20 protein-coding genes are annotated in these 25,466 nt (G+C 35.3%); 10 read left to right on the top strand and 10 right to left on the bottom strand.

All coding sequences use genetic code 11. The features are described 5' to 3' along the window. Window positions 1-31: 31 nt before the first annotated feature. The 4 genes from BW932_RS04690 (at window position 32) to BW932_RS04675 (ending at window position 5,231) form a co-directional block, all read left to right on the top strand. Window positions 32-1,021, top strand: a complete 990-nt coding sequence (locus tag BW932_RS04690; RefSeq protein WP_076385865.1) for an adenosine deaminase — start codon at window positions 32-34, stop codon at window positions 1,019-1,021. A gap of 9 nt (window positions 1,022-1,030) precedes the next feature. Continuing rightward, entirely contained in the window at window positions 1,031-1,555 is a 525-nt protein-coding gene (locus BW932_RS04685) for a DUF1697 domain-containing protein (protein ID WP_076385863.1), read from the top strand. Between the two features lie 402 nt (window positions 1,556-1,957). Next, window positions 1,958-2,767: a 3-deoxy-8-phosphooctulonate synthase gene (gene kdsA, locus BW932_RS04680; RefSeq protein WP_076385861.1), complete on the top strand. Its 810-nt coding sequence runs from the start codon at window positions 1,958-1,960 to the stop codon at window positions 2,765-2,767. A 34-nt stretch (window positions 2,768-2,801) separates the two neighbouring features. Further along, window positions 2,802-5,231, top strand: a complete 2,430-nt coding sequence (locus BW932_RS04675; RefSeq protein ID WP_245820646.1) for a TonB-dependent receptor plug domain-containing protein — start codon at window positions 2,802-2,804, stop codon at window positions 5,229-5,231. A 91-nt stretch (window positions 5,232-5,322) separates the two neighbouring features. On the opposite strand, the gene BW932_RS04670 is transcribed toward BW932_RS04675, so the two are convergent. From BW932_RS04670 to BW932_RS04655, 4 genes are read right to left on the bottom strand one after another with little or no spacing between them, the layout of a single operon-like run. Further along, window positions 5,323-6,846: a carbon-nitrogen hydrolase family protein gene (locus tag BW932_RS04670; RefSeq protein ID WP_076385859.1), complete on the bottom strand. Its 1,524-nt coding sequence runs from the start codon at window positions 6,844-6,846 to the stop codon at window positions 5,323-5,325. A gap of 27 nt (window positions 6,847-6,873) precedes the next feature. After that, window positions 6,874-7,920, bottom strand: coding sequence for an anhydro-N-acetylmuramic acid kinase (locus BW932_RS04665; RefSeq protein WP_076385857.1), 1,047 nt, complete (start codon window positions 7,918-7,920; stop codon window positions 6,874-6,876). 31 nt (window positions 7,921-7,951) lie between these two features. Beyond that, a complete protein-coding gene (gene lptC, locus BW932_RS04660; protein ID WP_076385855.1) occupies window positions 7,952-8,542 on the bottom strand; it encodes an LPS export ABC transporter periplasmic protein LptC in 591 nt (196 codons plus the stop codon). A gap of 3 nt (window positions 8,543-8,545) precedes the next feature. Beyond that, window positions 8,546-9,817, bottom strand: coding sequence for a hypothetical protein (locus BW932_RS04655; RefSeq protein WP_076385853.1), 1,272 nt, complete (start codon window positions 9,815-9,817; stop codon window positions 8,546-8,548). Window positions 9,818-10,049: 232 nt separating this feature from the next. Between BW932_RS04655 and BW932_RS04650 the strand changes: the two genes are divergently transcribed. The 5 genes from BW932_RS04650 (at window position 10,050) to BW932_RS04630 (ending at window position 17,765) form a co-directional block, all read left to right on the top strand. Next, the gene (locus BW932_RS04650) at window positions 10,050-11,168 is read left to right on the top strand and encodes a DNA polymerase III subunit (RefSeq protein ID WP_076385851.1); all 1,119 of its coding nucleotides are present in this window, start codon (window positions 10,050-10,052) and stop codon (window positions 11,166-11,168) included. Between the two features lie 250 nt (window positions 11,169-11,418). Beyond that, complete coding sequence (locus BW932_RS04645; RefSeq protein WP_076385849.1) at window positions 11,419-12,027, top strand: TetR/AcrR family transcriptional regulator; 609 nt, start codon at window positions 11,419-11,421, stop codon at window positions 12,025-12,027. A gap of 78 nt (window positions 12,028-12,105) precedes the next feature. Then, window positions 12,106-13,455 carry a TolC family protein gene (locus BW932_RS04640; protein ID WP_084566442.1) on the top strand — a complete coding sequence of 450 codons (1,350 nt, stop codon included), beginning with the start codon at window positions 12,106-12,108 and terminating at the stop codon, window positions 13,453-13,455. A gap of 55 nt (window positions 13,456-13,510) precedes the next feature. Then, window positions 13,511-14,572 (top strand): efflux RND transporter periplasmic adaptor subunit, encoded by a 1,062-nt coding sequence (locus BW932_RS04635; RefSeq protein ID WP_076385847.1) that lies wholly within the window; start codon window positions 13,511-13,513, stop codon window positions 14,570-14,572. Between the two features lie 4 nt (window positions 14,573-14,576). Continuing rightward, window positions 14,577-17,765, top strand: a complete 3,189-nt coding sequence (locus tag BW932_RS04630; RefSeq protein WP_076385845.1) for an efflux RND transporter permease subunit — start codon at window positions 14,577-14,579, stop codon at window positions 17,763-17,765. 238 nt (window positions 17,766-18,003) lie between these two features. On the opposite strand, the gene BW932_RS04625 is transcribed toward BW932_RS04630, so the two are convergent. From BW932_RS04625 to BW932_RS04610, 4 genes are all read right to left on the bottom strand, one after another. Then, window positions 18,004-18,612 carry a hypothetical protein gene (locus BW932_RS04625; protein WP_159436419.1) on the bottom strand — a complete coding sequence of 203 codons (609 nt, stop codon included), beginning with the start codon at window positions 18,610-18,612 and terminating at the stop codon, window positions 18,004-18,006. 211 nt (window positions 18,613-18,823) lie between these two features. Continuing rightward, complete coding sequence (locus BW932_RS04620) at window positions 18,824-19,777, bottom strand: hypothetical protein (RefSeq protein ID WP_143745501.1); 954 nt, start codon at window positions 19,775-19,777, stop codon at window positions 18,824-18,826. 154 nt (window positions 19,778-19,931) lie between these two features. Beyond that, entirely contained in the window at window positions 19,932-20,531 is a 600-nt protein-coding gene (locus BW932_RS04615) for a hypothetical protein (RefSeq protein WP_076385841.1), read from the bottom strand. 177 nt (window positions 20,532-20,708) lie between these two features. Then, a complete protein-coding gene (locus BW932_RS04610; RefSeq protein ID WP_076385839.1) occupies window positions 20,709-21,059 on the bottom strand; it encodes a helix-turn-helix domain-containing protein in 351 nt (116 codons plus the stop codon). 448 nt (window positions 21,060-21,507) lie between these two features. On the opposite strand from BW932_RS04610, the gene BW932_RS04605 reads away from it, so the two are divergent. Further along, complete coding sequence (locus BW932_RS04605) at window positions 21,508-22,452, top strand: hypothetical protein (protein ID WP_076385837.1); 945 nt, start codon at window positions 21,508-21,510, stop codon at window positions 22,450-22,452. 324 nt (window positions 22,453-22,776) lie between these two features. Here the strand turns inward: BW932_RS04605 and BW932_RS04600 are convergent, their stop codons facing one another. Both BW932_RS04600 and BW932_RS04595 read right to left on the bottom strand, forming a co-directional pair. Further along, window positions 22,777-24,150: an MATE family efflux transporter gene (locus tag BW932_RS04600; protein ID WP_076385835.1), complete on the bottom strand. Its 1,374-nt coding sequence runs from the start codon at window positions 24,148-24,150 to the stop codon at window positions 22,777-22,779. 67 nt (window positions 24,151-24,217) lie between these two features. Then, window positions 24,218-25,402 (bottom strand): sigma-54-dependent transcriptional regulator, encoded by a 1,185-nt coding sequence (locus BW932_RS04595; RefSeq protein ID WP_076385833.1) that lies wholly within the window; start codon window positions 25,400-25,402, stop codon window positions 24,218-24,220. Window positions 25,403-25,466: the final 64 nt, after the last annotated feature.

The following is a 25,466-nucleotide window of genomic DNA, read 5'->3' as shown; positions in this document are numbered from 1 at the left end:
ATTAAAAAATAGTAACCAAAATTTGAATAAAATGACCATCTCAGAATATATCAAAAAAGTTCCGAAAGCAGAGTTACATCTTCATATCGAAGGAAGTTTTGAACCAGAATTGATGTTTGAAATTGCCCAAAGAAATAAGGTAGCAATTCCTTACGAAAATGTAGAAGCAGTAAAAAAAGCTTATCAGTTCGGAAACTTACAAGATTTTCTGGATATTTATTACGCTGGTGCAAACGTGCTTCTTCACGAGCAGGATTTTTATGATCTCACGATGGCGTATTTTAAACATTGTGCCGAAGAAAATATCGTGCATGCAGAAATCATGTTCGATCCGCAAACACATACCAAAAGAGGCGTTGAATTTTCTACCGTGATTAATGGAATTCAACGTGCAAGAGAAGATGCAGAAAAGAATCACGGAATCTCTTCTCTCTTAATCATGAGTTATCTGCGTCATTTAACAGAAGAAGATGCATTTGAAACGTTGCAGCAATCGCTTCCGTACAAACATTTGATCAAAATGGTCGGTTTAGATTCTTCAGAGAAAGGAAATCCACCTTCCAAATTCCAAAAAGTTTTTGAAGCTTCCGTGAAAGAAGGCTATATTCCTGTTGCTCATGCCGGTGAAGAAGGTCCAGCTGAATATATTTGGGAAGCTTTAGATGTATTAAAAGTTGCGAGGATTGATCATGGTAATAATTGTTTAACAGATTCAAAATTAGTGGAACGATTGGTTGCCGAGAAAATGGCTTTAACGGTTTGTCCACTTTCAAATACCGCCTTGCGAAATGTGGATGATATCAAAAATCATCCTGTGAAAAAAATGCTTGATTTAGGTTTAAAAGTAACCGTAAATTCAGATGATCCTGCTTATTTTAGAGGTTATTTGACTCAAAATTATTTGGCTTGCATCGAAGCTTTAGATTTATCGATGGAAGAAGTGAAACTTTTGGTTCGCAATTCATTTGAATATTCTTTTTTACCCGAAAATGTGAAGGAGAATTGGATTTCTAAACTATAAAATCATCTTTTGAAATATTGTGCTTTTCTTCGTGGAGTTAATATAAATGGAACTTCCATGAAAATGGCGGAAGTTTCTAAAGTTTTTGCAGAAGCCGGAATGAAAGATGTTTCCACCATTTTGGCAACAGGAAATGTTTTGTTTTCATCAGATTTAATGTCGTCGGAATTGAAGTCTATTTTAGAAAAAGCACTTTCAGAATATTTCAATTATGATGCTTTTTTATTCCTTAAAACCAAAGAAGAGATCGCAGAAATCATCCAAAAAAATCCTTTTCAGAAATCGGAAGATTCACATATCTACGTATTCGTAGGCAGTGAAAACATAGAAAATATACTTCTAGAAGAATTTAAGAAAAGTGCTGTTTCTCAAAATGAAAACGGGGAAATTGTAGGTGGAATTTTTTATTGGCAAATTCAAAAAGGCCAAACTATAGATTCTTCATTTGGAAAAATTTTAGGCAAGAAAGCTTTGAAAGAACATTTGACCTCCAGAAATATAAATACAATAGAAAAAATTCTAAAGAAGTTTTAGTTTTAAAATAATGAATTATAAATAGGAGCGGTTCAGATAGTGGTCGGAATTACCGCGCTTTGTTTCTTTGCTGTTGAAAGTGGTTTTAGCCAAAACTTAAAACAATTCCGAAGGAATACCATTATTGTAATATTGAAGAATAATCACATCAATCGCCAAAGACTCATAGTATAATTAGGTCATTTATAATTTCACTCCTTCAGAGTTCCAATAAACCCCAAAATAGTTTGGTTATAATCCTTTCATTCCTTCGGAATTCCAGTCGATCCCAAAGTAGTTTGGTAAATCCTTCAGTCATTCGGATTTTTTTAAAATAATCCCAATAGCTAAATTCACTATCAATCAACTTAAAAATTATTTCCTCAAAAAAATCCGTATTTTTGTTTTCCTAAATAAATATCAATGATTCAATACCTCGAAAACATACACCACAAAAATTCAAAAAATTTCTTCCTAATTGCAGGTCCATGCATTATCGAAGGTGAAGAAATGGCTTTGAGAATCGCCGAAAAAATTGTGGAAATAACCAATAAATACGAAATTCCGTACATTTTTAAAGGAAGTTTTAAAAAAGCAAATCGCAGTAGGGTAGATTCTTTCACCACGATTGGTGAAGAAAAATCCTTAGAAATTCTAAAAAAAATAGGAGAGACGTTCAACATTCCTACCACAACCGATATTCATGAGAACGAACATGCAGCTTTGGCCGCCAATTATGTGGATGTGCTACAAATTCCTGCATTTTTGGTTCGTCAAACCGATTTACTCATCGCCGCTGCAAAAACTGGCAAATGTGTTTCTTTGAAAAAGGGACAATTTCTTTCTCCGGAATCGATGCAGTTTGCCGTTCAAAAAGTAACCGATTCAGGAAACCCAAAAACGGCGATTATCGAGCGCGGAAATTCTTTCGGATATACCGATTTGGTCGTAGATTTCCGTGGAATTCCGACCATGAGAAATTATGCACCCGTGATTTTAGATGTGACGCATTCTTTGCAGCAACCGAATCAAAGTTCGGGCGTTACAGGAGGAAGACCAGAATTAATTGAAACCATCGCAAAAGCCGGAATTGCAGTCGGTGCAGATGGACTTTTCATCGAAACTCATCCTGATCCAAGTGTCGCACTTTCTGATGGTGCAAATATGCTCAGACTTGATAAACTCGAAGATCTTCTTCAAAAATTAACAAGAGTGAGAGAAGCGATTCTCTAATTTTTTGTTATCTTTAAAAACTAAATTCTCAGCCTTGAAAAAACTACTTTTACTCTTGGCGGTAATGCCAATTTTCGCATTTTCGCAGATCAATCTAAAAGTTTTAGATAACGATGGAAATCCTGTTTCGCAGGCAAATGTTTCCTATAACAATCAAGTTTTTACTACAGATGCTAAAGGTTTTGTAAAGATTCCACTCGCGGAATCTGAGCAAAAACTGTCTGTAGAAAAAGAAAATTTCAGAGGTTTTACTAAAAATATTAAAATCACACCCAAAGTTCAAAACCTCAATGTTCTCTTTGCAAATGTTGAGCGCGAAAGTCAGATTCAGGAAGTTGTTTTTCAGAAAAAAGGAAAACCAAAAACTACCGATCTCACTTCCATAGAAATTTCGGCCAAGGAAGCGCAGCAAGTTGCTTCACTTTCCGGTGGTGTAGAAGGACTTTTGAAAACTTTACCTTCCGTGAATTCCAATGCGGAACTGTCTTCGCAATACATGGTTCGTGGCGGAAATTATGATGAAAACTTAATTTACATCAATGATATCGAAATTTACAGGCCTTTTTTAATCCGAAATTCTTTACAGGAAGGTCTTAGCATCATCAATCCCGATATGGTTCAAGCGATTAATTTCTCTGCAGGTGGATTTGAAGCGAAATACGGCGATAAAATGTCTTCTGCTTTGAATATTTATTACAGACAACCTACAAAATTTGAACTTTCGGGCGAAGTAAGTTTAATTGGAGCAAGACTTTCGACCGGATTTGCCTCAAAAAACAAAAAATTGTCGGCATTGTTTTCTGCAAGATATAGAAACACCAATTTGGTCTTGAATACTTTAAATGAAGACACGGATTTTAATCCGCAGTACATGGATTTTCAGACCTACATTAATTATAAATTTAACGAAAAGTGGGATGTTTCTTTCATCGGATATTGGAGTAAAAATGATTATGAAATGATACCGAAAGTGAAGGAAGTTGATTTCGGATCGCTGCAAACTCCATTAAAATTAAGCGTTTTCTACAATGGTAAAGAAGATGACCAGTATAAAAACATGATGGGAACTGCAACCATTAACTTTAAACCCAATAAAAAATGGAAATTTAGTCTAGATAGTTTCGCTTACCAAAACCGTGAAAAAGAATATTACAGTATTGCGTCTGCTTATCAGTTGCAAACTTTTGATCCGATTACAGGAGCGCCGGTTACTTCTTATGATGTTGGCGGACAGATCGACCACGCCCGAAATGATTTGATGGTGAAAACGTATGGAGCGCAATTAAAAACCAAATTTTCTCCCGATTTGAATACCGATTTTGAAGTAGGTTTGAAATTTGAAAAAGAAAATTTACAGGATTTCACTAACGAATGGCAATTGGTAGATTCTTTGGGTTACAGTACGCCGAGAGATTTCGTGAACCCAGGAACTTTAGATGCGTCGCAGCTCCGTTTGCGATTCAATATTTCGGGGGCAAATCATATTCAGCCAACCAGAATGTCAGGTTATGCGCAGTATTCCAAAAAATTCTTCTGGGGCGACAACCGCGTTTTTGTAAATGCAGGAGTTAGAGCTTCTCATTGGGATTTCAATAACGAAACCATCATTTCTCCAAGAGCGCAATTTGCAGTAAAACCGAATTGGGACATGGATATGTTGTTTAAAGTTTCGGGAGGAATTTATTACCAAGCGCCTTTTTATAAAGAGATTAAGGATTTAGATGGTAACTTTAATCCAAACATCAAATCTCAGCGGTCGATGCAGATTATTTTAGCGAATGATTACGAATTTAAAATGGTGAACCGACCATTTAAATTAACCACTGAACTGTACTACAAAAAAATGGATCATCTGATTCCTTATTATTTAGATAATGTGAGAATCAGATATTCCGGACAAAATAATTCTGAAGGTTATGCATACGGAATCGATACTAGATTATTTGGCGAATTTGTTCCAGGTGTAGATTCTTGGATTTCCGCAAGTTATGCAAGAGTAAAAGAAAATATTGATGGAAGAGGAGATATTTCACGACCAACTGATCCAAGATTTAGATTTTCCATGTTTTACCAGGATTATATGCCGAAATTTCCGTCAATGCGGGTGAACTTAACTTTGGTTTATGCCAATGGATTGCCTTCTGGAACTCCAATTTCTTTAGACAATAACGGAAAACCAGATTTTGAAGCGCCTTACAAATATCAACGAACGTTGCCTTCATACAAAAGAGTTGACATTGGTTTATCCAAAGTGTTCATCGATCAGAAAGACAACAAAGCAAATGGTCAATTTTGGGGTAAATTCCGTGAATTGACTTTGGGCGTTCAAATTTTCAACGCTTTCAACATCAGTAATACCGTTGCAAATCAGTGGGTAAATGATGTTTCAACAGGTTATAACTATCCGGTTCCAGTAAGATTGACGGGAAGATTCTTTAATGTGAAATTAGAATTTAAATTGTAAGAATTACCGGAAAACCAAATATAGAAAATCCCGAAACTCTAATTGTTTCGGGATTTTCTTTTTATAGGATATTTGATTTTTTACTAGAATCTTATTCCAATTCGCTGTTGTAATTAATGGTGTCGTACAAGTCTTTTCGGCGATCGGTCATCGTTCGTACAGCGCCGTAATGGTGTAATTCTTTTAATAAATTCAAATCCACATCTACAATCAGAGTCGTTTCAGTGTTTGGTGTGGCTTCACCTTTCACAGCATTAGAAGGAAAAGCAAAATCAGAAGGCGTAAAAACCGCAGCTTGTCCGTATTGAATATCCATATTATTTACACCGGGTAAGTTTCCTACACAACCTGCAATTGCGACATAACATTCATTTTCAATGGCTCTTGCTGCAGCACAATGACGAACCCTCATGTAAGCATTCTGCGTATCGGTGAGATAAGGAACAAACAAAATTTTCATTCCCTGATCGGCTAAAATTCGTGGTAATTCGGGGAATTCAACATCATAGCAAATGACCAATCCCACTTTTCCGCAGTCGGTGTCGATGACTTTTATTTCATTTCCACCTTTCATTCCATAGAATTTTTTTTCGTTCGGTGTGATGTGAATTTTTCTGTGTTCATCAATCTTTCCATCGCGATGAAGCAAATAACTGATGTTGTACAAATCATCCTTTTCTGTATCTGCATACGGCATACTTCCACCAATAATATTGATGTTATAACTGATTGCCAATTGTGAAAGTCGGATTTTAATTTCCTCTGTAAGTTCTGCCAGTTTAAACATACTCTCTCGTTCCGAAAGCGCATTAAACGGAGCCAGTAGAGGAGTGTTGAAGAATTCGGGGAACATGATGAAATCTGATTTATAATCTGCCATCACATTTACAAAAAATTCAACCTGCTCAAAAAATGCATCGATATCTTTGAAGTGGCGCATTTGCCACTGAACCAAACCTAATCGGATTACAGAATCCTGCATTGTATTAGGTTTTTTGCTGTAATAAATATTATTCCACTGCATCAAAACAGCGTTTTCTTCGGAGTGCAAATCTTCCGGAAGATAATTTTTCAACACCCGAACTGGCAAAAAATTATTCGCTAATTGAAAACTTAAAACAGGATCATAAATTTCTTTTTTTCGAACTTGCTGAATGTATTCTCTTGGTGATAAATCTGCACTGTGCAAGTGATAATGGGGAATACGACCACCAACAATTATCGATTTTAAATTCAATTTTTCGCACAGCTCTTTTCGGGCGTCATACAATCGTCGCGCAAGTCGAAGTTCGCGAAATTCCGGATCTACGAAAATTTCTATTCCGTACAAAACATTTCCTGTTTCAGAATGCGTATTAAAGGTGTAATTTCCTGTTATTTCCTTGTAGGTATGATCGTCGCCGAATAATTCGTACTGTACTTTTAAGGACAGACAAACCGCAGCAATTTTATCATCGACGGTGATACAGATTTGTCCTTCCGGAAAAATTTTGATGAGTTTCTGGATGCTTTTCTTGGACCAGATACTTTCAGACATTGCAGGATAAGCTTTCTGCATCGTATCTCTTAATTCTTCGTAATCATCAATGGACAATTTTCTAATATCTATTTGCATCTATTTATTTTTTTAAATTAATGGAATTTAAATTAAAATTCCGGAGCAGTGATCTGCCGAACTTCCTGTTGCAGAAGATAATATATTGATTTCATTATTGATGCGCAATGTTCCCATCAACGCAAAAATTAAAGCTTCTTTAAAATCGATGAGTTCTTTCTCTGGAACAATAATCGCTGTTGAAGTTTTATTTTTGATGCGCTCAATTAAATAGGAATTATAAGTTCCACCTCCTGTAAATAAAACATTTTTAAGTTTAAAATGATTGAATATTTCAGCAATTTGAAAAGCTGCGTGTTCTGTAAAAGTGGCTAAAATATTTTCTGCGTGATCTCCCTCTAGTAAAGGTAAAACATGTTCATTAATCCATTCGATTCCTAAAGATTTTGGAGGTGCAGATTGATAAAAAGGGAGCGTATTCAATAAAGTTAATATTTCAAAATTAACTGTTCCAGCTCTTGCAAAATCTCCATTTTCATCATAGTTTTTTCCTAATTTTAGAGCAAACTGATTCAATATTACATTGACAGGACAAATATCGAAAGCCATTCTTTTTCCATCTTTTTTAAAAGAAATATTAGAAAATCCACCGATATTTAAGCATGCATCATATTGAGAAAAAAGAAGTTCATCACCAATCGGAACGAGTGGCGCACCATTTCCACCCATCAAAACATCTTGGCTGCGAAAATCATAAGCGACCGGAATCTCATTCAAAATTTTGATGGCTCTTCCGTCGCCGATCTGTAAGGTGAATTTATTTTGAGGCTGATGAAAAACGGTGTGACCGTGCGACGCAATTAAATCAACATTTTTTAAAGCAAATTGCCCAATAAATTCTTTTACGCGCTTTCCTAAAAAAAATCCATATTCGGAATGCAAGGCTAAAAGTTCTGCCGCATTTAAGTTAAGACAATTTCGAAGTTTTCCTTCCCAGTGTTGAGAATAAGAGATCGTTTCGGCTTTTACTATTTCATATTTCCAAATCCGATTTTCATTTTGAAATTTGCCGTAACAAATATCGAGTCCATCCAGACTGGTTCCCGACATTAAACCGATTACATGAAACTCCATAAAGAAAATTTTTTCACGAATTTACGAAAAATCATCTTCCTTTTTCCGGAATTTTTTTGGCATTGATATTTCCAGAATTATTATAGAAGGTATATTCGGAGAAATCATCTTTGGCTCTCATTCCTTGAGCTCCCACAAGAGTAGAGCCGTCTTTATCGGTAACATAAACCGTATCTGAAGTATAAATCAATTTTTTGTTTTGATCCCAATAAACGGATTGCATAGCAAACATTTGGTTTTCATTGGTAATAATTTTCACATTACCTTTTGCCTCGTAAAATTTCTTTTTCTCATTAAATTTGGCATATTTCGCAGTGATTTTCCCGGGAATATTGGGTTTCTTTTTGTCATAAAAAAGGATGTTAATTCCTTTTCTTGCTACAATATATGGGGAATCGATGTACTCGTATTTTTCAATAAGTGCTGCATTTGCGCGCAACTTAACCAATCCCGAATCCCGTTGCACAATTTGAGCATTGTTGATGATTTGTGATGGAAAATTGACGTTTTTGTTTTTACTGATTTTGGTAAGATCCTCATCACAAGAATTTAAAGCAAAAAATATAGCACACCCTAAACAGGCGGCTATATTTTTATAGAATATTTTTCTGTAAATACTCATTTCTTAATCATAAAGACGTTTGTTAAACCATTTATCGGCGAAATGAAGTCCGACTTTAAGGTTCACAAAATTCTGTCGAATCATGTTGTTTTCAAGGGTTCCTCTTTGACCTAATTCTACTCCTAGATCGATACCACTCATTCTACTTGCGCTCTTATTTTCAAAAGGCAATGATAAACCACCGGTAATCGCAAATTTATTCACGTTGGTTCCCATATAAGATAAGTTTCCTTTTTCGTAATAAGCACCATAACGGTAAGTTACGCGGGAAAAATAATTTCTGAAATTATTGTAATTAGGCAAATACCAACCTCCAGCAGAAATTTTGTAAGAAGCTTGGTTAGCAAACGGATCAGTTATAAAATCAATTTGCGATTTGTTGTAATCAACCTGAGTACCTACAAACCATTTTGCATCTTTACCATATCCAGCTCCTAAAGAGAAACCTAGTGGAATAAGGTCTTTATTTTCGCTAAATTTCGAATCTACGATGCTTACATTGTTTTTGGTTTGTCCTGTGGTATAAAAATACGTACTGTTGGTGTACTGTGTTTCTAATTTACCTGTATTTCCGAAGGTTAATGTACCTCCTAAAGTAAGTTTTCTATCTGCAGCCAATTTTTTTTGATAGGCAGTTCCGACTGTGAAATTAAAAGATTTAGTTTTATTTTTCGTTTCGTAACCGTTGATCAATTCTGCATTTGAATAAGTCAATTCATTAATGTCATAAACATTCCCAAAATAGAAATTCGTTCTAAAACCAAGTCCAAATTCGGGAGAGATTTGATAAGAAACCGCTGCCTGAACTGTACTGATCATTCCTTCCCCTGAAAAAAGATTTGCTTTAACAGTACCATCAGTAAACGTTTCTTTGCTAAGAATAGAATATTTTTTGGAGCTGTAAGGTTGATAACCTAATCCAAATTTTACTTTCGGTGAAAGCGGAAATGCAATTGAGATATTTGATAAATAAGAAGAGTGTTTGGTAACACTCATATTATCATAATTCGATTTGAAGAAATTATTTTCATTGGCTCCTTCCACTTTCAAGGAGGTTAATTCTAAATTTTTATTAGCAGCAGGATTGCTGAAATTAAAATTATTGTTGAAGTCCCAAATATATGCTGTAGAAATACCGCCCATCGCATTCACATCAGTCGTATTGTCATACTTAATATCCCCAATTCCGAAGGCAGCATAAGGAGAATTACCAATTGATTGCGCATTAAAAAATAATCCTGCGACAAGCAATGGTAATACAAAAATTCTTTTCATTCTCTATTTTTAAAAATAATGCGCAAATATCCTAAATATTACTGAATTGAGGAAATTTACTTTGGTTAAAGTTTGTTAAGGGGAATACTTTGTTTGAGATGGTCTTGCAAAATTTTAATAAATAAAAAAGCAAAAAAAATGGTTTGAAAGTCTCAATGGAAAATCATAAAAGATTTTAACGAACATCATTTTCAGCACCCAAAAAATAGTTTGAATTTTTTATCTTTGAAAAATGAATTGGGAACACATTGTAGGTCAGGATAAACTAAAAAACCTTCTGAAAGAAAGTATTCATGACAAAAGAGTAAGCCATGCCCAACTTTTTATCGGGAAAGATGGATATGGAACTTTACCGCTTGCAATGGCTTTTGCCAAAGAAATCTTCACTAAAGAAAACGCGCATTCTGCATCGAAAGTTGAACATTTGAATCACCTGGATTTGCATTTCAGTTTTCCTGTTTTTAAGGACAAAAAGGGCGGACTTTCGCAGCTTTTTCTGGAAGATTTTAGAAACATGATTCTCGAAAATCCATATTCAAACAGCGAAGATTGGAATAAAGTTTTAAATTCTGAAAACAAACAATTAACAATTTACGCCGATGAAATCGATGAGCTGAACAAGAAATTTTCCCTAAAAAGCTTTGAAGGCGGCAGTAAAATTCTCGTGGTGTGGCAAGTCGATAAAATGAATATTTCTGCTTCAAACAAATTTTTGAAATTTCTGGAAGAGCCGCCGAAAGACACTTTAATTATCCTAATTGCTGAAAATGCGGATTTTATTCTACCTACCATTCTTTCGCGAACGCAGGTGGTAGAAATTCCTAGAATTCAAGATGAAGATCTTGAAAATGCGCTCAGAAAAAATAAGCAATTAACAGATGAAAAAATAAATGAAATCGTTTTTCAAGCGCAAGGAGACTGGAATATTGCGCAGAAAATTTTGCGGGAAGAAAATTCTGATGAAGAATTTGAACAGATTTTCGTTGCTTGGGTTCGTGACGCTTTTCAAGTGAAGAAAAAGCCAGAGTTTCTGAAAAATATTGTGCTTTGGGCCAGAAATATTTCCAGTTGGAATCGGGAGAAGCAGAAGAGCTTTCTGGATTATTGTGCAGAAATGTTCCGACTTGCAATGCTTCAAAATTACGGCAACGATGATTTGGTGTATAAAAAAATCGATTCTGGTGGTTTCAAATGGGATCGATTTTCGAATTTCATTCATGGTGCAAATATCGAATCGATTTTGACCGAGATTTCCGAAGCTGATTACCATTTAGAAAGAAACGCAAATCCGAAAATTGTGTGGACCGATTTGGGAATCAAACTCTCACGATATATTCACAAATCTGCGTAAAATCCGTTTTCATAAGTGATTTAGACTTCTTTACCGTTTACTTTTTTCGTTTTTTTTCTGCACCAAGTTTTGAAATATTTCGATTTCTTCTTCTACATTCTTTTTTCCTAAAAGAAAATTACAAACTTTTTTAAAGTAAAAATAAATTTTAATCGTCCTTATTAATGTCGTCTATTACTCTTATAGATTTGGAGAAACTTGGAAACTATTTTTGTTTTTACGTTTTCTTTAGTATCTTTGCCCCCAAATTATGGAAGAAAAAACAATTTTTTTAAGCAAAGCAACTCAACTGTTCATTGAAAACGGTGCGAAATCCGTGAGGATGGATGAGATTGCGAAAGAGTTTGGAATTTCTAAAAAAACACTTTATCAGAAGTACAAAAATAAAGAAGAATTACTGGAAGAAGTCTTGAAATACAAACTTCAGGAGGTAATTGAAAGATTAAAATATCTGGATGAAAATATAGACAATGCAGTTGCAAGAATGTTTTGTCGTGACGAAGAAATTGATAAGGTTTCTCACTCCAATAATAACATCCTTATTCGGCAGCTTTTAAAATATTATCCTGCGATTTTCCATAAACATATGTTGAATTTTTCTACAAAATTCTCCGAAGTTTTGGTTCATAATATTGAAAAAGGTAGAAAGCAAGGTCTTTATCGAGAGGATTTCGATCCAGAACTTTATGCTAAGCTTTTTTTTCAGCTCGTAATGTCTTATGACAGTTCTCCTTACTTTGATGTAGAACTCATCGAACGGGAAAATTTTATGCAGGAAACTATGTTTTTTTACCTGAATGCAATTACGAATGAAAAGGGAAAAGAAGTCCTTAAAAACCTTAAGCAAAAATTAGATTAAATAATCCTTCAGCATGATTAAGGAAAATTTATTTTGAGAAAGATCATCATCAACTGTAATAAATAACAATAATATAAAATGACCAATTGGAGAAAAATGGCTCTCGGAGCAGTCTTATTTGCATTTTCAGTCACTGGATTGAAAGCGCAGGAGACTGTAACCTTAAAGCAAGCCATCGAATTCGCACTGCAAAATAAAGCAGAGGCACAAAAAGCGAAATTAGATGTTCGCAACGCAGACTATCAAATCATGGAAGCGAAAGCTGGAGCATTGCCTCATATTAATGGAGTTGCAAATATTACCTATAACCCAATTCTACAAACAACTGCTTTGGATACAGGTGCTTTCAGCGGAGGTCCAAGTAATATTCAACTGATCTCTTTGGGACAAAAATGGAATGCAGGAGGTGGATTACAATTGTCTCAAGCACTTTTTAATCAGCAGGTTTTTGTGGGTTTGAAAGCAGCCAAATCAACAAAAGAATTTTATCAGTTGAATGCCCAATTAACGGATGAGCAAATCATAGAGCGTGTTTCCAATGCTTATTTTCAGGTTTTTACCATTCAGCAAAAGAAAGAAACTTTAGAAAGTAGTTATTCCAGTACGGAAAAAGCGCGGAATATTATTAAAAGTTTATTTGATAATGGTTTGGCAAAAAAAGTAGATTTAGATCGAACGAATGTAAATCTTACCAATATTTCTACTGTTTTAAAACAACAGCAAAACGGAATCAACCAAGCTGAAAATGCCTTGAAATTCTATATGGGAATGCCGATTGAAAATAAAATCCAGTTGGTAAAAGAAGATATGGAAATTACGCCGCATTTGTTGGAAGATAAGATTGCAACCGATGAACGCACGGAAGTTTTGATTTTGGATAAACAAAAACAACTCTTAGAATTTAATAAGAAAGCCATTGAAGCAGCGTATTATCCAACCGTAAATTTGAATGCAAACTACAGTTGGCAAGGATTGGGAGATAAGTTTCCTTTAACCAACGGTAAAAATAATGGTGTTTATTGGGCAGATTATTCTGCGGTAACTTTAGGCATAAACATTCCTATTTTCAATGGTTTCGCGACGAAAGCGAGAGTTGCAATGGCGCAAATAGAACTGGATAAATTAGAAGTTGATAGAAAAGATACCAAACTCGGTTTAGATTTATCCTATCAAAATGCAAAATCGCAAATTGAAAACAGTTTGGCTTCTTTAGAAAATCAAAAAGCCAATGTTCAACTGGCGGAAACGGTTACTTCTAATACGAAAAGTAATTACCAATATGGTTTAGCAACTTTAACGGAACTTCTGGAAGCTGAAAATGCTTTGGTAGAAGCAAAAAACAATTACAGCAATGCTATTTTAGAGTATAAAATTGCAGAAATTCAGTATTATAAATCGAAAGGAGAACTTAAAACTTATTTAAAATAAACTAATACTAAAATCTTGTTGAAAGTTTTCTTTTGACAAAAAATAATTATTCAAAATGAAAAAAACTTTAATATATATTATCGTAGCAGTAGTCCTTATCGGTTTAGGAGCTTACAAAATTGCCAGCAATAAAGCAGAACAGAAAAAAGAAGTTGCAGAAGTTGCTAAACAGGTTGATAAAATCAATGTGAATGTAGTGACTGCAAGTAGAGAAAATATCAATACTGATTATTCTGCAAACGGAACTTTTATCCCGAAACAGGAAACAAATCAGTCATCAGAAATTTCTGGTAGAATTGTGAATGTAATGGTAAGAGAAGGTTCCAGAGTAGGAGCAGGACAGGTTTTGGCAACCATTAAAAGAGATGCTATTGAAGTAGATCTTTCTCAGGCAAAAAATAATCTGCAAAACGCAATTATCGATAATCAACGGTATGAAAACGCTTATAAAACGGGTGGAGTTACCAAACAGCAAGTTGATAATTCCAGATTACAGCTGAAAAATATGCAGTCTGCAGTTCGTGCTCAAAGTGTAAGAGTTAATGATACAAGTGTAAGAGCTGGAATTAGCGGAATCATCAATAAAAAAATGGTAGAACCAGGAATGGTGGTTGCGCCCGGAACTTCTTTATTTGAAATCGTAAACATCAACAGTTTAAAATTATCTGTTTTGGTGGACGAAAGTCAGATCGGTAGAATTCAAATTGGACAGACTGTTCCAATTACCGTAAATGTTTTACCTGATGAATCGTTCGGTGGAAAAATTACCTTCATCGCGCCGAAAAGTGACGCTTCATTAAATTTCCCAGTAGAAATTGAAGTGGCAAACAACGGAAGTTTAAAAGCCGGAATGTACGGAACCGCTTTATTCAAAACCAATTTTGGTGCTGAAAATCAAAATATGTTAACCGTTCCCGCAGAAGCTTTTGTAAATGGAGTGAGTTCTGGTCAATTATTCATTGTTCAGAATGGAACTGCTAAAATGATCAACGTAAAAACCGGAAAAGTTTATGGCGATAAAGTTCAAATTATTAGTGGTTTGAATGGCGGTGAACAGGTAATTACCAGTGGACAGATCAACTTAGAGAATGGATCAAAAATAAACATCGTAAAGTAGAAAGATGAAATTAGCAGAAATATCAATAAAAAGACCATCGTTAGTCATCGTATTATTTACGATACTTACCTTAGGTGGTTTACTGAGCTACTCTATGATGGGGTACGAACTCATCCCGAAATTTGAAACCAATATGGTCACGATTTCTACGGTTTATCCGGGAGCATCGCCAAGTGAGGTAGAAACTTCGGTAACCCGTAAAATTGAAGATGCGGTAGGATCATTAGAAAATGTAAAAAAAGTAGAATCCTCTTCTTACGAAAGTCTTTCCGTAATTATGGTTCAGCTGAATACTGGAGCTGATGTAAATTATGCCCTGAATGATGCTCAAAGAAAGGTAAACGCAATTTTATCCCAACTTCCGGATGATGTAGATGCACCTTCCTTAAATAAATTCTCTCTGGATGATTTACCGATTATCACCATGAGTCTTACGAGTAATAAACTCAACAACAAGGAACTCTATGATTTACTGGATAAAAAAGTAGAACCTATTTTTTCCCGTGTTAATGGTGTTGCGCAAGTGGACCTCGTTGGTGGACAGGAGCGCGAAATTCAGGTGAATATTGACGAAAAAAAATTGCAAGGTTATAATATTTCCATCGGAGATGTGCAGCAAGCCATTCTTTCTTCCAATTTAGATTTCCCCACAGGAAGTTTAAAATCAAGAACTTCAAAATCAACCATTCGTTTATCTGGAAAATACAAGTCGATTGCAGAAATGAGCAATCTCATTATTTCCAGTAAAAATGGAGCGCAGGTACGACTTTCAGATATCGCAACGGTTTTTGATACGCAACAGGACATTGAAAAAATTGCAAGATTTAATCAGAATCCAACCATTTTGATGCAGATCAAAAAACAATCCGATGCGAATGCGGTTGCAGTTTCGGAAAATATTCAGAAAACAATTGCAGATGTTCAGAAAAATTACGCCATTCAAGGTCTTCAGGTAAAAATTGTAGATAACAGTACCGATTTTACTTTAGAATCAGCAGATCACGTAATTTTCGATTTGGTTTTAGCAATTATTTTGGTGGCAATCGTCATGTTGCTTTTCCTTCACAATATTAGAAATGCATTTATCGTAATGGTTTCTATTCCATTGTCATTAATTGCAACTTTTATTGGAATGTATTTAATGGGTTATACCCTAAACTTAATGAGTTTATTAGGACTTTCCTTGGTAGTAGGTATTCTGGTGGATGATGCTATTGTGGTCCTCGAAAATGTGTACCGACACATGGAAATGGGTAAGAGCAGAATTCGTGCAGCTTATGACGGTGCCTCAGAAATTGGATTTACCGTAACTGCAATTACTTTAGTGATCGTGGTGGTTTTCTTGCCGATCGCGATGAGTTCTGGATTAGTGTCAGATATTTTAGCGCAGTTTTGTGTAACCGTCGTTATGGCGACAATGTTTTCTTTATTGGCGTCTTTTACCATCATTCCTTGGTTGTCTTCAAGATTCGGGAAAGTAGTCCATCTTACAGGTAAAAATCCATTTGAAAAATTCATTCTTTGGTTTGAATCGCAATTGGATAAATTCACCCACTGGATCACAGGAATTCTGGAATGGGCGTTGAAAACTGGATTGAGAAGAATAATGGTTGTTGTAGTAACCTTCCTTATTTTGATCTCTTCAATGATGTTGGTAGCTTTCGGATTTATCGGGGGAGAATTTTTCCCAAAGATGGACCGTGGACAATTCTTGGTTCAAATAGAATTACCAAAAGATGCGACTATTGAAAAAACAAATCAGGTGACTTTAAATGTAGAAAAATATTTAAGAAATGACAAAAGAGTAGTAGATCTAATTACCACTGTTGGTCAGCAATCTACAGGTTTTGGAGGTGCGCAGGCAACGGTTTATCAATCAGAAGTTCAGGTTATTTTAATTGACAAAGCGGATCGGTCAGAAAGTACCGATATATTGGCTGCAAAATTCAAGAGAGATCTTGAAGAAAAGTTTACTGGTGTAGAATTTAAAACCGCACCAATCGGATTAATGGGAGCAGATAACGCCCCTATTGAAATGGTAGTAACAGCTCCAGATAATGAAACGGCAAACAAAGAAGCCAACAGAATTTTAGAATTATTGAAAAAAGTTCCCGGTTCTGTAGATGCAGAATTATCCACCGATACCGGAAGTCCAGAAGTTCGTGTGAATATCGACCGTGATAAAATGGCGACTTTGGGTCTTAATCTTTCTAGTGTTGGACAAGCAATGCAGACTGCCTTTAACGGTAATACCGATGGAAAATTCCATGCTGGAGAATATGAATACGACATCAACATCCGTTTTGCAGATGCGAACAGACAGTCTATTGACGACGTGAGAAACTTAATGTTCACCAACAACAATGGCGAACAGATCAGATTGAGCCAGTTTGCGAATGTAGATATGAGTTCTGGACCGAGTTTGCTTCAGCGAAGAGATAAATCTCCTTCCGTAAAAGTCCTTTCAAAAGTAGTAGGTCGCCCTGTAGGAGACGTTGCGAACGAATGGTCTGCACAATTTATGGACAATGAAAAAACAAAACCCGCCGGTGTAAATTACATCTGGAGTGGAGACATGGAAAACCAGACCGAAGGTTTCGGTACTTTAGGAATCGCTTTATTAGCCGCAATTGTATTGGTTTATTTGGTGATGGTTTCCCTCTATGACAGTTTTGTATATCCGTTTGTGGTCTTATTTTCAATTCCTTTGGCGTTGATTGGAGTAATGGTCATTTTGGCCTTAACCAATAATTCATTAAATATTTTCACCATGTTAGGGATGATCATGCTGATTGGATTGGTAGCGAAAAATGCAATTATGATTGTCGATTTTACCAACATGAGAAAAGCCGCCGGTGAAAGTACGCATGATGCATTAATTCAGGCCAATCACGCAAGACTTCGTCCGATTTTGATGACCACGATTGCGATGATTTTCGGGATGCTTCCAATTGCATTGGCGAAAGGAGCAGGAGCGGAAATGAACAACGGTTTAGCCTGGGTAATTATTGGCGGATTAACCTCTTCCTTATTCCTTACGCTGATCATTGTTCCCGTAGTATATTCACTTTTTGATTCTATGCTTAGAAGAATGGGCAAACATGAAAAAGTAGATTACGAAGGCGAAATGGTAGCCGATTATGTTCCGCAGGAACTAAGTGAAGATGGTTTCACTACCAAACACACCTTATAATTATAGTTAGTTTTTTGTTTAAAAGAAAGCCGTTTCAAATGAATGAAACGGCTTTTTATGTGGATGTTTGTGAAGGCAAAATTGTTTTAGAAGATAATTTTTAACGGTTGGGTATTTCCGCAGGCGGGCTAAAAATACGAAAACTTTATACTTGCTAAAAACTTAATTAACCGCTAAAAATCTTCAACTGAAAAATTCACACCCGCTTGTAGAAATATCTTGTTATGCGACGTTTTTTTTAAGATGTGTAGCAATCATTTGATTTATAATATACTCCGTTGCTTTGATATTTAATTTCTTTATTTTTTCTATTAATTTTTATGATGAATGATTCCTTGTTTACAGGGCAACTGCTAAATTTTGATAAATACAAGTAAACATATTTAGAATCTATCTTATAAGCTCCGCCAATTATTTGTTTTCTATCGAACCAAAAATCATAAGTCCTTGCTAACAAAAGAGCTTCGGGTAAATTATCAATTTCTCCGATAAAATTCTGTAACTCCGTTTCAGTTTTAAAATATTCGGGGATTTCTTTTTTATATGCGACTATGTACGAAAAACAACCCGAAGGTTCACATTCATAAAAAAAACCGTCTTCCTGTAAAATTGCGTCAATTAAATTTTTTAAACTTCCTGTTTGATAAATTAATGTTTCAGGTAATTGTGATTCTTTATTAACAACTTTCCAGTAACTGTAATTTTCTTTTGGAACTATGAATTTATACAATTTCGTTTTATTATATAAACTGTCCGGTATTTTTTTATAATCACTAGGAACATTGCTTTGAGAAAATAATAATTTTGTAAATATTATCAAGATTATTGAAAGGATTTTTGTTTTCATAAAATGTCGCATAACGGAAAAAGTATTGGCGAAGTGCGGGCTTTCGAAGAATTTTAGTTCAAGAACGACCAAACGTTGCAGATATTTTTTCCATGAAACGAACTTACAAAAAATTGCAAAATTGAAAAGCATGAGCGGAATAATATTTCTGCTTTTCAATTTTGCACTTCCTCCCGCATTTTGCCAATATGATGTTAGCTGTAGTTTCTTTTTAGTTTTTATAATAAGGAATTATATTTTTTGAGTTAAATTGAATAAAGTAGAAGTTGTGATTTTTTTTAGCTAAAATTCCATTATCAGAAATCCAATCAAATTCTTGTGGTAAAGTTGAATGGTCTTTAAATAATATGTTATATCCCTTTTGATTTTTATAAATGCCAAACCTTTTGTCAAATTCATCTTGTGGGAAAAAAATAGAAAATAAATATTTACTTTTTAATAACGTAAATCCATAATAATACCATATGTTACCTTTCTTTAAAGCTATAATTTGTGATGTATTAATTTCAGCATAATTGTTATACAGAATTGGTATAATTACCTTCCCTGTTTTATAATCTATTGCACCAAATAAATTATTCTTTTTAACAATATAACCATATGAATTCAATGCTTTTATAAAATCATAAGTTACTTTTTTTCCATTATCTAGAATTAAAGAATATTTTCCGTTAGTTAATTTTTCAATTACTGGAGGAGGAACAGATTCTGCACAAATATTTGGCTTAATATATTCGTTTACAATTTTACTTTCATATAAATCATAAAGAAATATTTGTTGTGAATTATCTTCGAATTTAAGAAATCTAATAACAGATTTATAGGGATGATTTGTTTCTAATATCTTTTGTAAAGTTCCTTCTTTAAACTTAAAATCTCCATTTCTATCAATAATATTATATGAATTAGTTTTTTCATCAAAAATTAGAGCCGAATTTTTAACGAAAGGATAGGCTTCTTTAAATTTTTTATTGAACAAAGTATCTTTAGTTTTTAAATTTACATAAACAAAATTCGACTTACTGTATGTTGGAAAAATTGTATCTTTATTATAATCCATTGTTAATTTTAATAATAAATTTTCGTCAAAAGGTAATTTTGTTTGGCTAAAAGAAAGACCAAAATTCAGAAAAATAAATAAAAAAGAGTAATGTTTTAATGTCATATCGTTTTGAAATTACAGCTAACGGTTGGGTATTTCTGCAGGCGGGATGAAAATACGAAAACTTTCTACTTGCTAAAAGCTTAATTGATTGCTAAAATCTTCAATTGAAAACTTCATACCCGCTTGTAGAAATATCTTGTTACCCGCAGTTTTTTTATTTAGTTATCATTTTGAAATTTTTGTCTTTTAAATCCCATGTATCTAAAAAATCCATGTTCACTTTATAGACAGCAATATTGACATCTTTATTGTTTTTTGCTAATTCTTCCCATATCCTCACATGATCTTTATTTAATTTCCCCATAAATTTCGCCCAATTTAGAAAAAGATAAAAGTCTGCTTTAGGTAAGTTTTCAACTTTATTGTTATTTAAATTAACAAGATTTTCCGTAAAATCATTTAAGTTCTTTCCTGATTGTTGTTCCAATTTAGTGTTAGGAGTTAGTTTTGGAATTGTAGCAAAAAGACCTGCATTGCAATCCTGTGAATTGCTTTTATATGTTACTCTATTTCCATTAGAGTCAAATAATACTGCTTCAGGTATACTTCTTTGAAATTCTTGGAGCATTGGCTTATAAGCATTTTTGTCTTTTACTAAGAGTATATTTTGCGAATTCATATCAATAGAATTAGCATATTTTTGTATTGATTCTTTTGTTTCTATCTTTGGATCTTTAATTCCATAGATTGTTTTTGCAATTGAGATACATGAAGTTAAAATTAGTAATGATGCAAAAAATAGAGTTCTTTTCATATTTGTTTTTTCAATTTTTGACGGTTGTTTTTTAAAATTGCGGGTAACTTTCTTATATCCTCAACCTTTTTATAATTAATTGAGCAAATACAACAAATATTCGTTGTGTTTGCTCAACTGAAGTTGAGCTTTATTTTTTTTCAAATATATTAAAACATCCCCAATAAACAGCACCAATCAGTTGCCCTCAATAATCCTCCGGATCGCCGCTTGTGCCGCTTCCAGTTGAGCGGGCGTAAGATCCTGAAACTCCTGCAGCGGAAAGGCTCTGGGTTTTTTTGCCCACTCTTTCAGCGGGTGGTTTTCCAGACTCGCATCATCTTCCGGCAGATCCAGGCGCAGCAGTTCCTTGGGCGTGCAGTTCAGGAACGTACACATTTTGTACAAATGATCGGGACGGATGCTCATCGCCTTGCCCGAAAGATAATTATAAGCAGATTTCTGGGCAATGCCCATCTTCATCAGCGTATAGACAGAGGGCTTCATGCCCTTTTGGAGAAAATATTCCCGGATTTGAAATACAAACATAATGGTATTATTTATAACAAATGTAGCCCAATTAAATGGATTTAAGCCCCGATCCTAAAGATTTAATCTCCGCTTCTAAAAATTCACTCTCCAATTCTAAAAAATAAATCCCCAATTCTAAAGATTTACTTCCCAATTCTAAAGACTTAGAACCCGCTTCTAAAGATTTATTCTCCTATTCTAAATAGTTAGTCTTCGTAACATATATATTACTTTCCAATACTAAAAATTAAGTCTCCGAAGCAAAGTACACTAAATGGTTGTCTTAAAGCGGGTCATTCAGATGAAATATCGATCCTTTCACATCACTCAAATTGTTCAGGCAAGCGCTAAAAAGTGAAAGTATTACTTATAATAGGGCAATACTTTAAATAGTATTAGTTTATTCACTATTTTTATAGGAAATAATTTTATAAATTTGAAGTATTAACACTTAAAACCAAATGATATGGAAAACAATTTAGAAAACAAACTCAGCATGTACCAAAAAGTACAGTTCTACCTTACCCATCACGCTGATGAAACCGCTGCAATTCCCATGGTAGCCAGTCTACAAACCGAACTGGATGATCAGGTAAACACCGTACTGGCCCTCGCGACCATCGTAGATACGGATATCACGGGATATACGGTGGATAAACAGACCAAACGAACCAACCTCACCCAAAAGATTCTGAAACTCAGCACTGCCATTGTCGCTTATGCGAGTGTTAACGGCAACAGCATCCTCGCCGAAAAATGCGATGAATCCTTGAGTAACATGGGTTATATGCGGGATAATGATTTTTATACCTTCGCGCAGCTCATCATCAAGGAAGCCATGCCCATTATGACGGATCTTGCACCTTTTGGGGTCTTACCCACAGATCTTTCTGCAGCTGCAGCGGCGTCGGAAATTTATCTGGACAATATCCAAAGTCCGCGCGGACAGATCAATGAACGCAGCAAAGCGCTGGCTGATCTGGAAAAAGAAATGGAGGCTACGGATGATCTGGTGCGCAATAAGCTGGACAAAGTGATGGGGATTTTTCAGGCGACCAATCCCAGTTTGCACGTGGGCTACCTGGGTGCGCGCAGCATAGACGGTACCGGCAGCCAAACGCCGGCGGATTATGAGGGTCGGATCTCTGCAGCCAGCATCGCAGTAGTAGCTACTATTCCTTACCTTCCTTCACGCAGTTTCGAGATCCAAAATCTGGGAACTGTACCGCTTACTTTTGCACTGTCCACCGATGCTGCGGTGCTCAACGGGGTGCCTGTAACAGTAAACGCCGGCGCGTATGTGACGAGAAAATCCCTGAACCTCAATCCCAGTGACGCCGCAGAATACGTACTGCTGCAGAACCCCGATCCGAGTGTGTCCGCCGCCTATAAAATTTGGGTGACAGAGTAGGAGGGATTACAGATTTTAAATTTTAAATTAAAGTGCAATGTTTACACGTTGTACTTTTTTTTGTGAGAGCGATTGTGGGTAAAAAAATTCCCCTCCCTTGGAGGGGTGGGCTTTTCCGATAGGAAAAAGTCGGGGTGGTTTTCATTACTGAATAATTTGTCCCACTGCATTAAGTCTCCTGACTTTGAGCAAAACTATTCCTCCTTATGATAATGACCATACTTCTAAAACCCATTCGTTTTCGTCACATCAATGATAGGGTTATCTGCCAATTCTATATCAAATAATCTCTGCTGCCGCAGGATTGCATCGTGTCCGTAAAGCCTAAAAAGAACTGCTATTTGCTGTCTCTATTTTCCGCTGAGAAAGTTTCAGAAAACGGTGAACAAGAAGGATGGCAGAAACCGTCAAGCCCAAACCAAGCGCGATCCACATTCCGAAAGCACCCATTTTCAGAGGCACACAAAGTATATATCCCAAAGGAATGGTGATCACCCAATAGGCGATAAATGTGATAATCGATGGAATTTTCACATCCTGAATTCCGCGGAGACAACCTAATGCAACCACCTGAACTCCATCTGAAAGCTGAAATAAGGCGGCAATGATCATTAATTTCGCAGCCAATTGAATAACTTCTACATCTTCTTTTTTTGTAAAAAAAGTCGGTAAAATATGTCTTCCAAGAATAAAGAACACGCCGCAAGCAAACATGAAAATGAAAACCAATTTCATATTATTAATGCCGACTTCTTTTAATTCCGTATAATTTTTTTCGCCTAATTTTCGCCCAATCATCACGGTTGAAGCCACACTGAAACCAATACATAAATTAAAGGTAAACGACGCCATGGAAAGCGCAATTTGATGAGATGCAATATCTTTCGAGGAAACCAGACCGCAAATAAAAGCTGCAGCTGCAAAAGCCGTAACCTCGAAAAACATTTGTAAAGAAGTGGGAAAACCAATCTTCAACATTTTTGTAAACATTTCTTTTGAAAATCCAACGACTTTCAACGAGAAATCTTTAATATATCTCCGCGTTTTTGGCTCTTTCAAAAGCACATAATAAAGGAAAACCATCATGAAAATTCTGGCGATTAAACTGGCTAAAGCCGAACCTTCAACGCCCATTGGTGCAATTCCGAACATTCCCTTAATGAAAACATAATTCAAAATAATATTGATGACATTTGCAATGATGGTTGCTTTGGTAACGCCTAAAGTATAAGATAATCCTTCTGAAACTTCGCGCAAGGTCTGAAAAACCATAAAAGGCAAAATACTCAGCGTCATTATTCCTAAAAAGCCGATGGTATCGGGAATAATTTCTTTTGGTTGATCCATATGATAGAGAAGTGGAAGACAAAGCAGAAGCACAATCATCAAAAGAAGTCCAATTCCCAAATTGATTACAAAACCATGTCTAAAAACAGAATTGATCACACTGTGTTTTTCCTGTGAATGCGCCTCGGAAACCAATGGCGGAATTGCAAAAGAAAATCCCAACGCAAATACAAAGATTGAAAAGAAAACGGCATTTCCTAAGGAAACCGAAGCTAAAGCTTGAGCACCCAATAATTTTCCAACAATGATATTATCAAAAAGATTCACGGAAACCTGCCCCACTTGAGTGAGCATTACAGGCAAAGCAAGGGTTAAACTCGCCTTTGTATATTTAGGATTAAGGAATTTCATAGACAATAAAAAAAGTTTGCGGCAAAAATACTGCAAACTTTTACAAACTTTGTTAGATTCTACTTATTTATTTTCTCACAAAACTGGCGACATCATCCGCAGAAACGGGATTCGATCCTAAAATAATTAAACGTTCAACCACATTTCGCAATTCTCGGATATTTCCTGTCCAGGAGAAATTTTCTAAGCTTTTAATGGCTTGTTCATCAAACTCTTTTTTTACTGTGCCGTGTTCTTCAGAAATGATTTTAGAAAAATGCTCGACTAACATTTTAATATCTTCTTTTCTTTCATCCAACGGTGGAACGTAAATTTCAATTACAGAAAGTCGGTGGTACAAATCTTCCCGAAATTTTCCGGACTCGATTTCTTGCTTCATATTTTTGTTGGTTGCGGCTAAAATTCGCACATCAACCCTGATTTCTTTGTCGCTTCCAACCGGCGAAACTTTGCTTTCTTGCAAGGCGCGCAGAACTTTTGCTTGCGCAATCAATGTCATATCGCCGATTTCATCTAAAAAAATGGTTCCATTATTGGCGAGTTCAAATTTTCCTTGTTTATCTTTTATGGCTCCGGTAAAACTTCCTTTTACGTGTCCAAACAATTCAGATTCAATTAAATCTGAAGGAATCGCAGCACAATTTACTTCAATCATGGGACCTTTGCTTCGGTCGCTTTGCGCGTGAATGGCGTGTGCTACCAATTCTTTTCCAGCACCATTTGGTCCTGTAATCAATACTCTTGCATCAGAAGCCGCAACTTTTTCAATCATATCCTGAATTTTTTTCAAAGCAGGGGATTCGCCGATCATCTGATATTTTTTGTTGACTTTTTTCTTTAAAGTTGTATTTTCAACCTTTAAATTCTGATTGGTTTTTTGTAAAATTCTTTTGTCAAGTGCATTCTTCACACTCGTTATCAATCGGTTAATATCAATTGGTTTTGAGATAAAATCATACGCGCCTATTTTCAGGCAATCTACCGCAGTATCGATATCTGCGTGACCTGAAATCATAACAAAAGTAGTATCTGGTTTAATTTGAAGTGCTTGTTTCAGCAATTCAGTTCCAGAAAGTTTTGGCATTTTAATATCAGAAACAACCAAAATGAAATCTTCTTTTTCAATTTGTTTTAAACCTTCTAGACCATCCTCGGCAATGACGAATTCATAATCCGGAAGCTCATCACTAAGAATACTTTGAAGTACCCCTGAAATGGCTTTTTCATCTTCAACTATTAAGATTTTTTGCATTTATTGGAATTTATTAATTTTGTAAAAATTGAGTTTAAAATTTGCAGAACAGGTAGCAATAATC

The organism is Kaistella chaponensis, from assembly GCF_900156725.1.
GTDB lineage: Bacteria > Bacteroidota > Bacteroidia > Flavobacteriales > Weeksellaceae > Kaistella > Kaistella chaponensis.
The sequence above is the reverse complement of the archived record's forward strand: the minus strand, read 5'-3'. Positions and strand labels throughout refer to the sequence as shown.

Coding starts and splice junctions, on each gene's coding strand:
- BW932_RS04595 (WP_076385833.1), bottom strand. CDS start 25,402: ATGCAAAAAATCTTAATAGTTGAAGATGAAAAAGCCATTTCAGGGGTA.
- BW932_RS04625 (WP_159436419.1), bottom strand. CDS start 18,612: ATGAAAACAAAAATCCTTTCAATAATCTTGATAATATTTACAAAATTA.
- BW932_RS04640 (WP_084566442.1), top strand. CDS start 12,106: ATGACCAATTGGAGAAAAATGGCTCTCGGAGCAGTCTTATTTGCATTT.
- BW932_RS04670 (WP_076385859.1), bottom strand. CDS start 6,846: ATGCAAATAGATATTAGAAAATTGTCCATTGATGATTACGAAGAATTA.
- BW932_RS04650 (WP_076385851.1), top strand. CDS start 10,050: ATGAATTGGGAACACATTGTAGGTCAGGATAAACTAAAAAACCTTCTG.
- BW932_RS04620 (WP_143745501.1), bottom strand. CDS start 19,777: ATGACATTAAAACATTACTCTTTTTTATTTATTTTTCTGAATTTTGGT.
- lptC (WP_076385855.1), bottom strand. CDS start 8,542: ATGAGTATTTACAGAAAAATATTCTATAAAAATATAGCCGCCTGTTTA.
- BW932_RS04655 (WP_076385853.1), bottom strand. CDS start 9,817: ATGAAAAGAATTTTTGTATTACCATTGCTTGTCGCAGGATTATTTTTT.
- BW932_RS04615 (WP_076385841.1), bottom strand. CDS start 20,531: ATGAAAAGAACTCTATTTTTTGCATCATTACTAATTTTAACTTCATGT.
- BW932_RS04665 (WP_076385857.1), bottom strand. CDS start 7,920: ATGGAGTTTCATGTAATCGGTTTAATGTCGGGAACCAGTCTGGATGGA.
- kdsA (WP_076385861.1), top strand. CDS start 1,958: ATGATTCAATACCTCGAAAACATACACCACAAAAATTCAAAAAATTTC.
- BW932_RS04610 (WP_076385839.1), bottom strand. CDS start 21,059: ATGTTTGTATTTCAAATCCGGGAATATTTTCTCCAAAAGGGCATGAAG.
- BW932_RS04630 (WP_076385845.1), top strand. CDS start 14,577: ATGAAATTAGCAGAAATATCAATAAAAAGACCATCGTTAGTCATCGTA.
- BW932_RS04645 (WP_076385849.1), top strand. CDS start 11,419: ATGGAAGAAAAAACAATTTTTTTAAGCAAAGCAACTCAACTGTTCATT.
- BW932_RS04605 (WP_076385837.1), top strand. CDS start 21,508: ATGGAAAACAATTTAGAAAACAAACTCAGCATGTACCAAAAAGTACAG.
- BW932_RS04635 (WP_076385847.1), top strand. CDS start 13,511: ATGAAAAAAACTTTAATATATATTATCGTAGCAGTAGTCCTTATCGGT.
- BW932_RS04600 (WP_076385835.1), bottom strand. CDS start 24,150: ATGAAATTCCTTAATCCTAAATATACAAAGGCGAGTTTAACCCTTGCT.
- BW932_RS04690 (WP_076385865.1), top strand. CDS start 32: ATGACCATCTCAGAATATATCAAAAAAGTTCCGAAAGCAGAGTTACAT.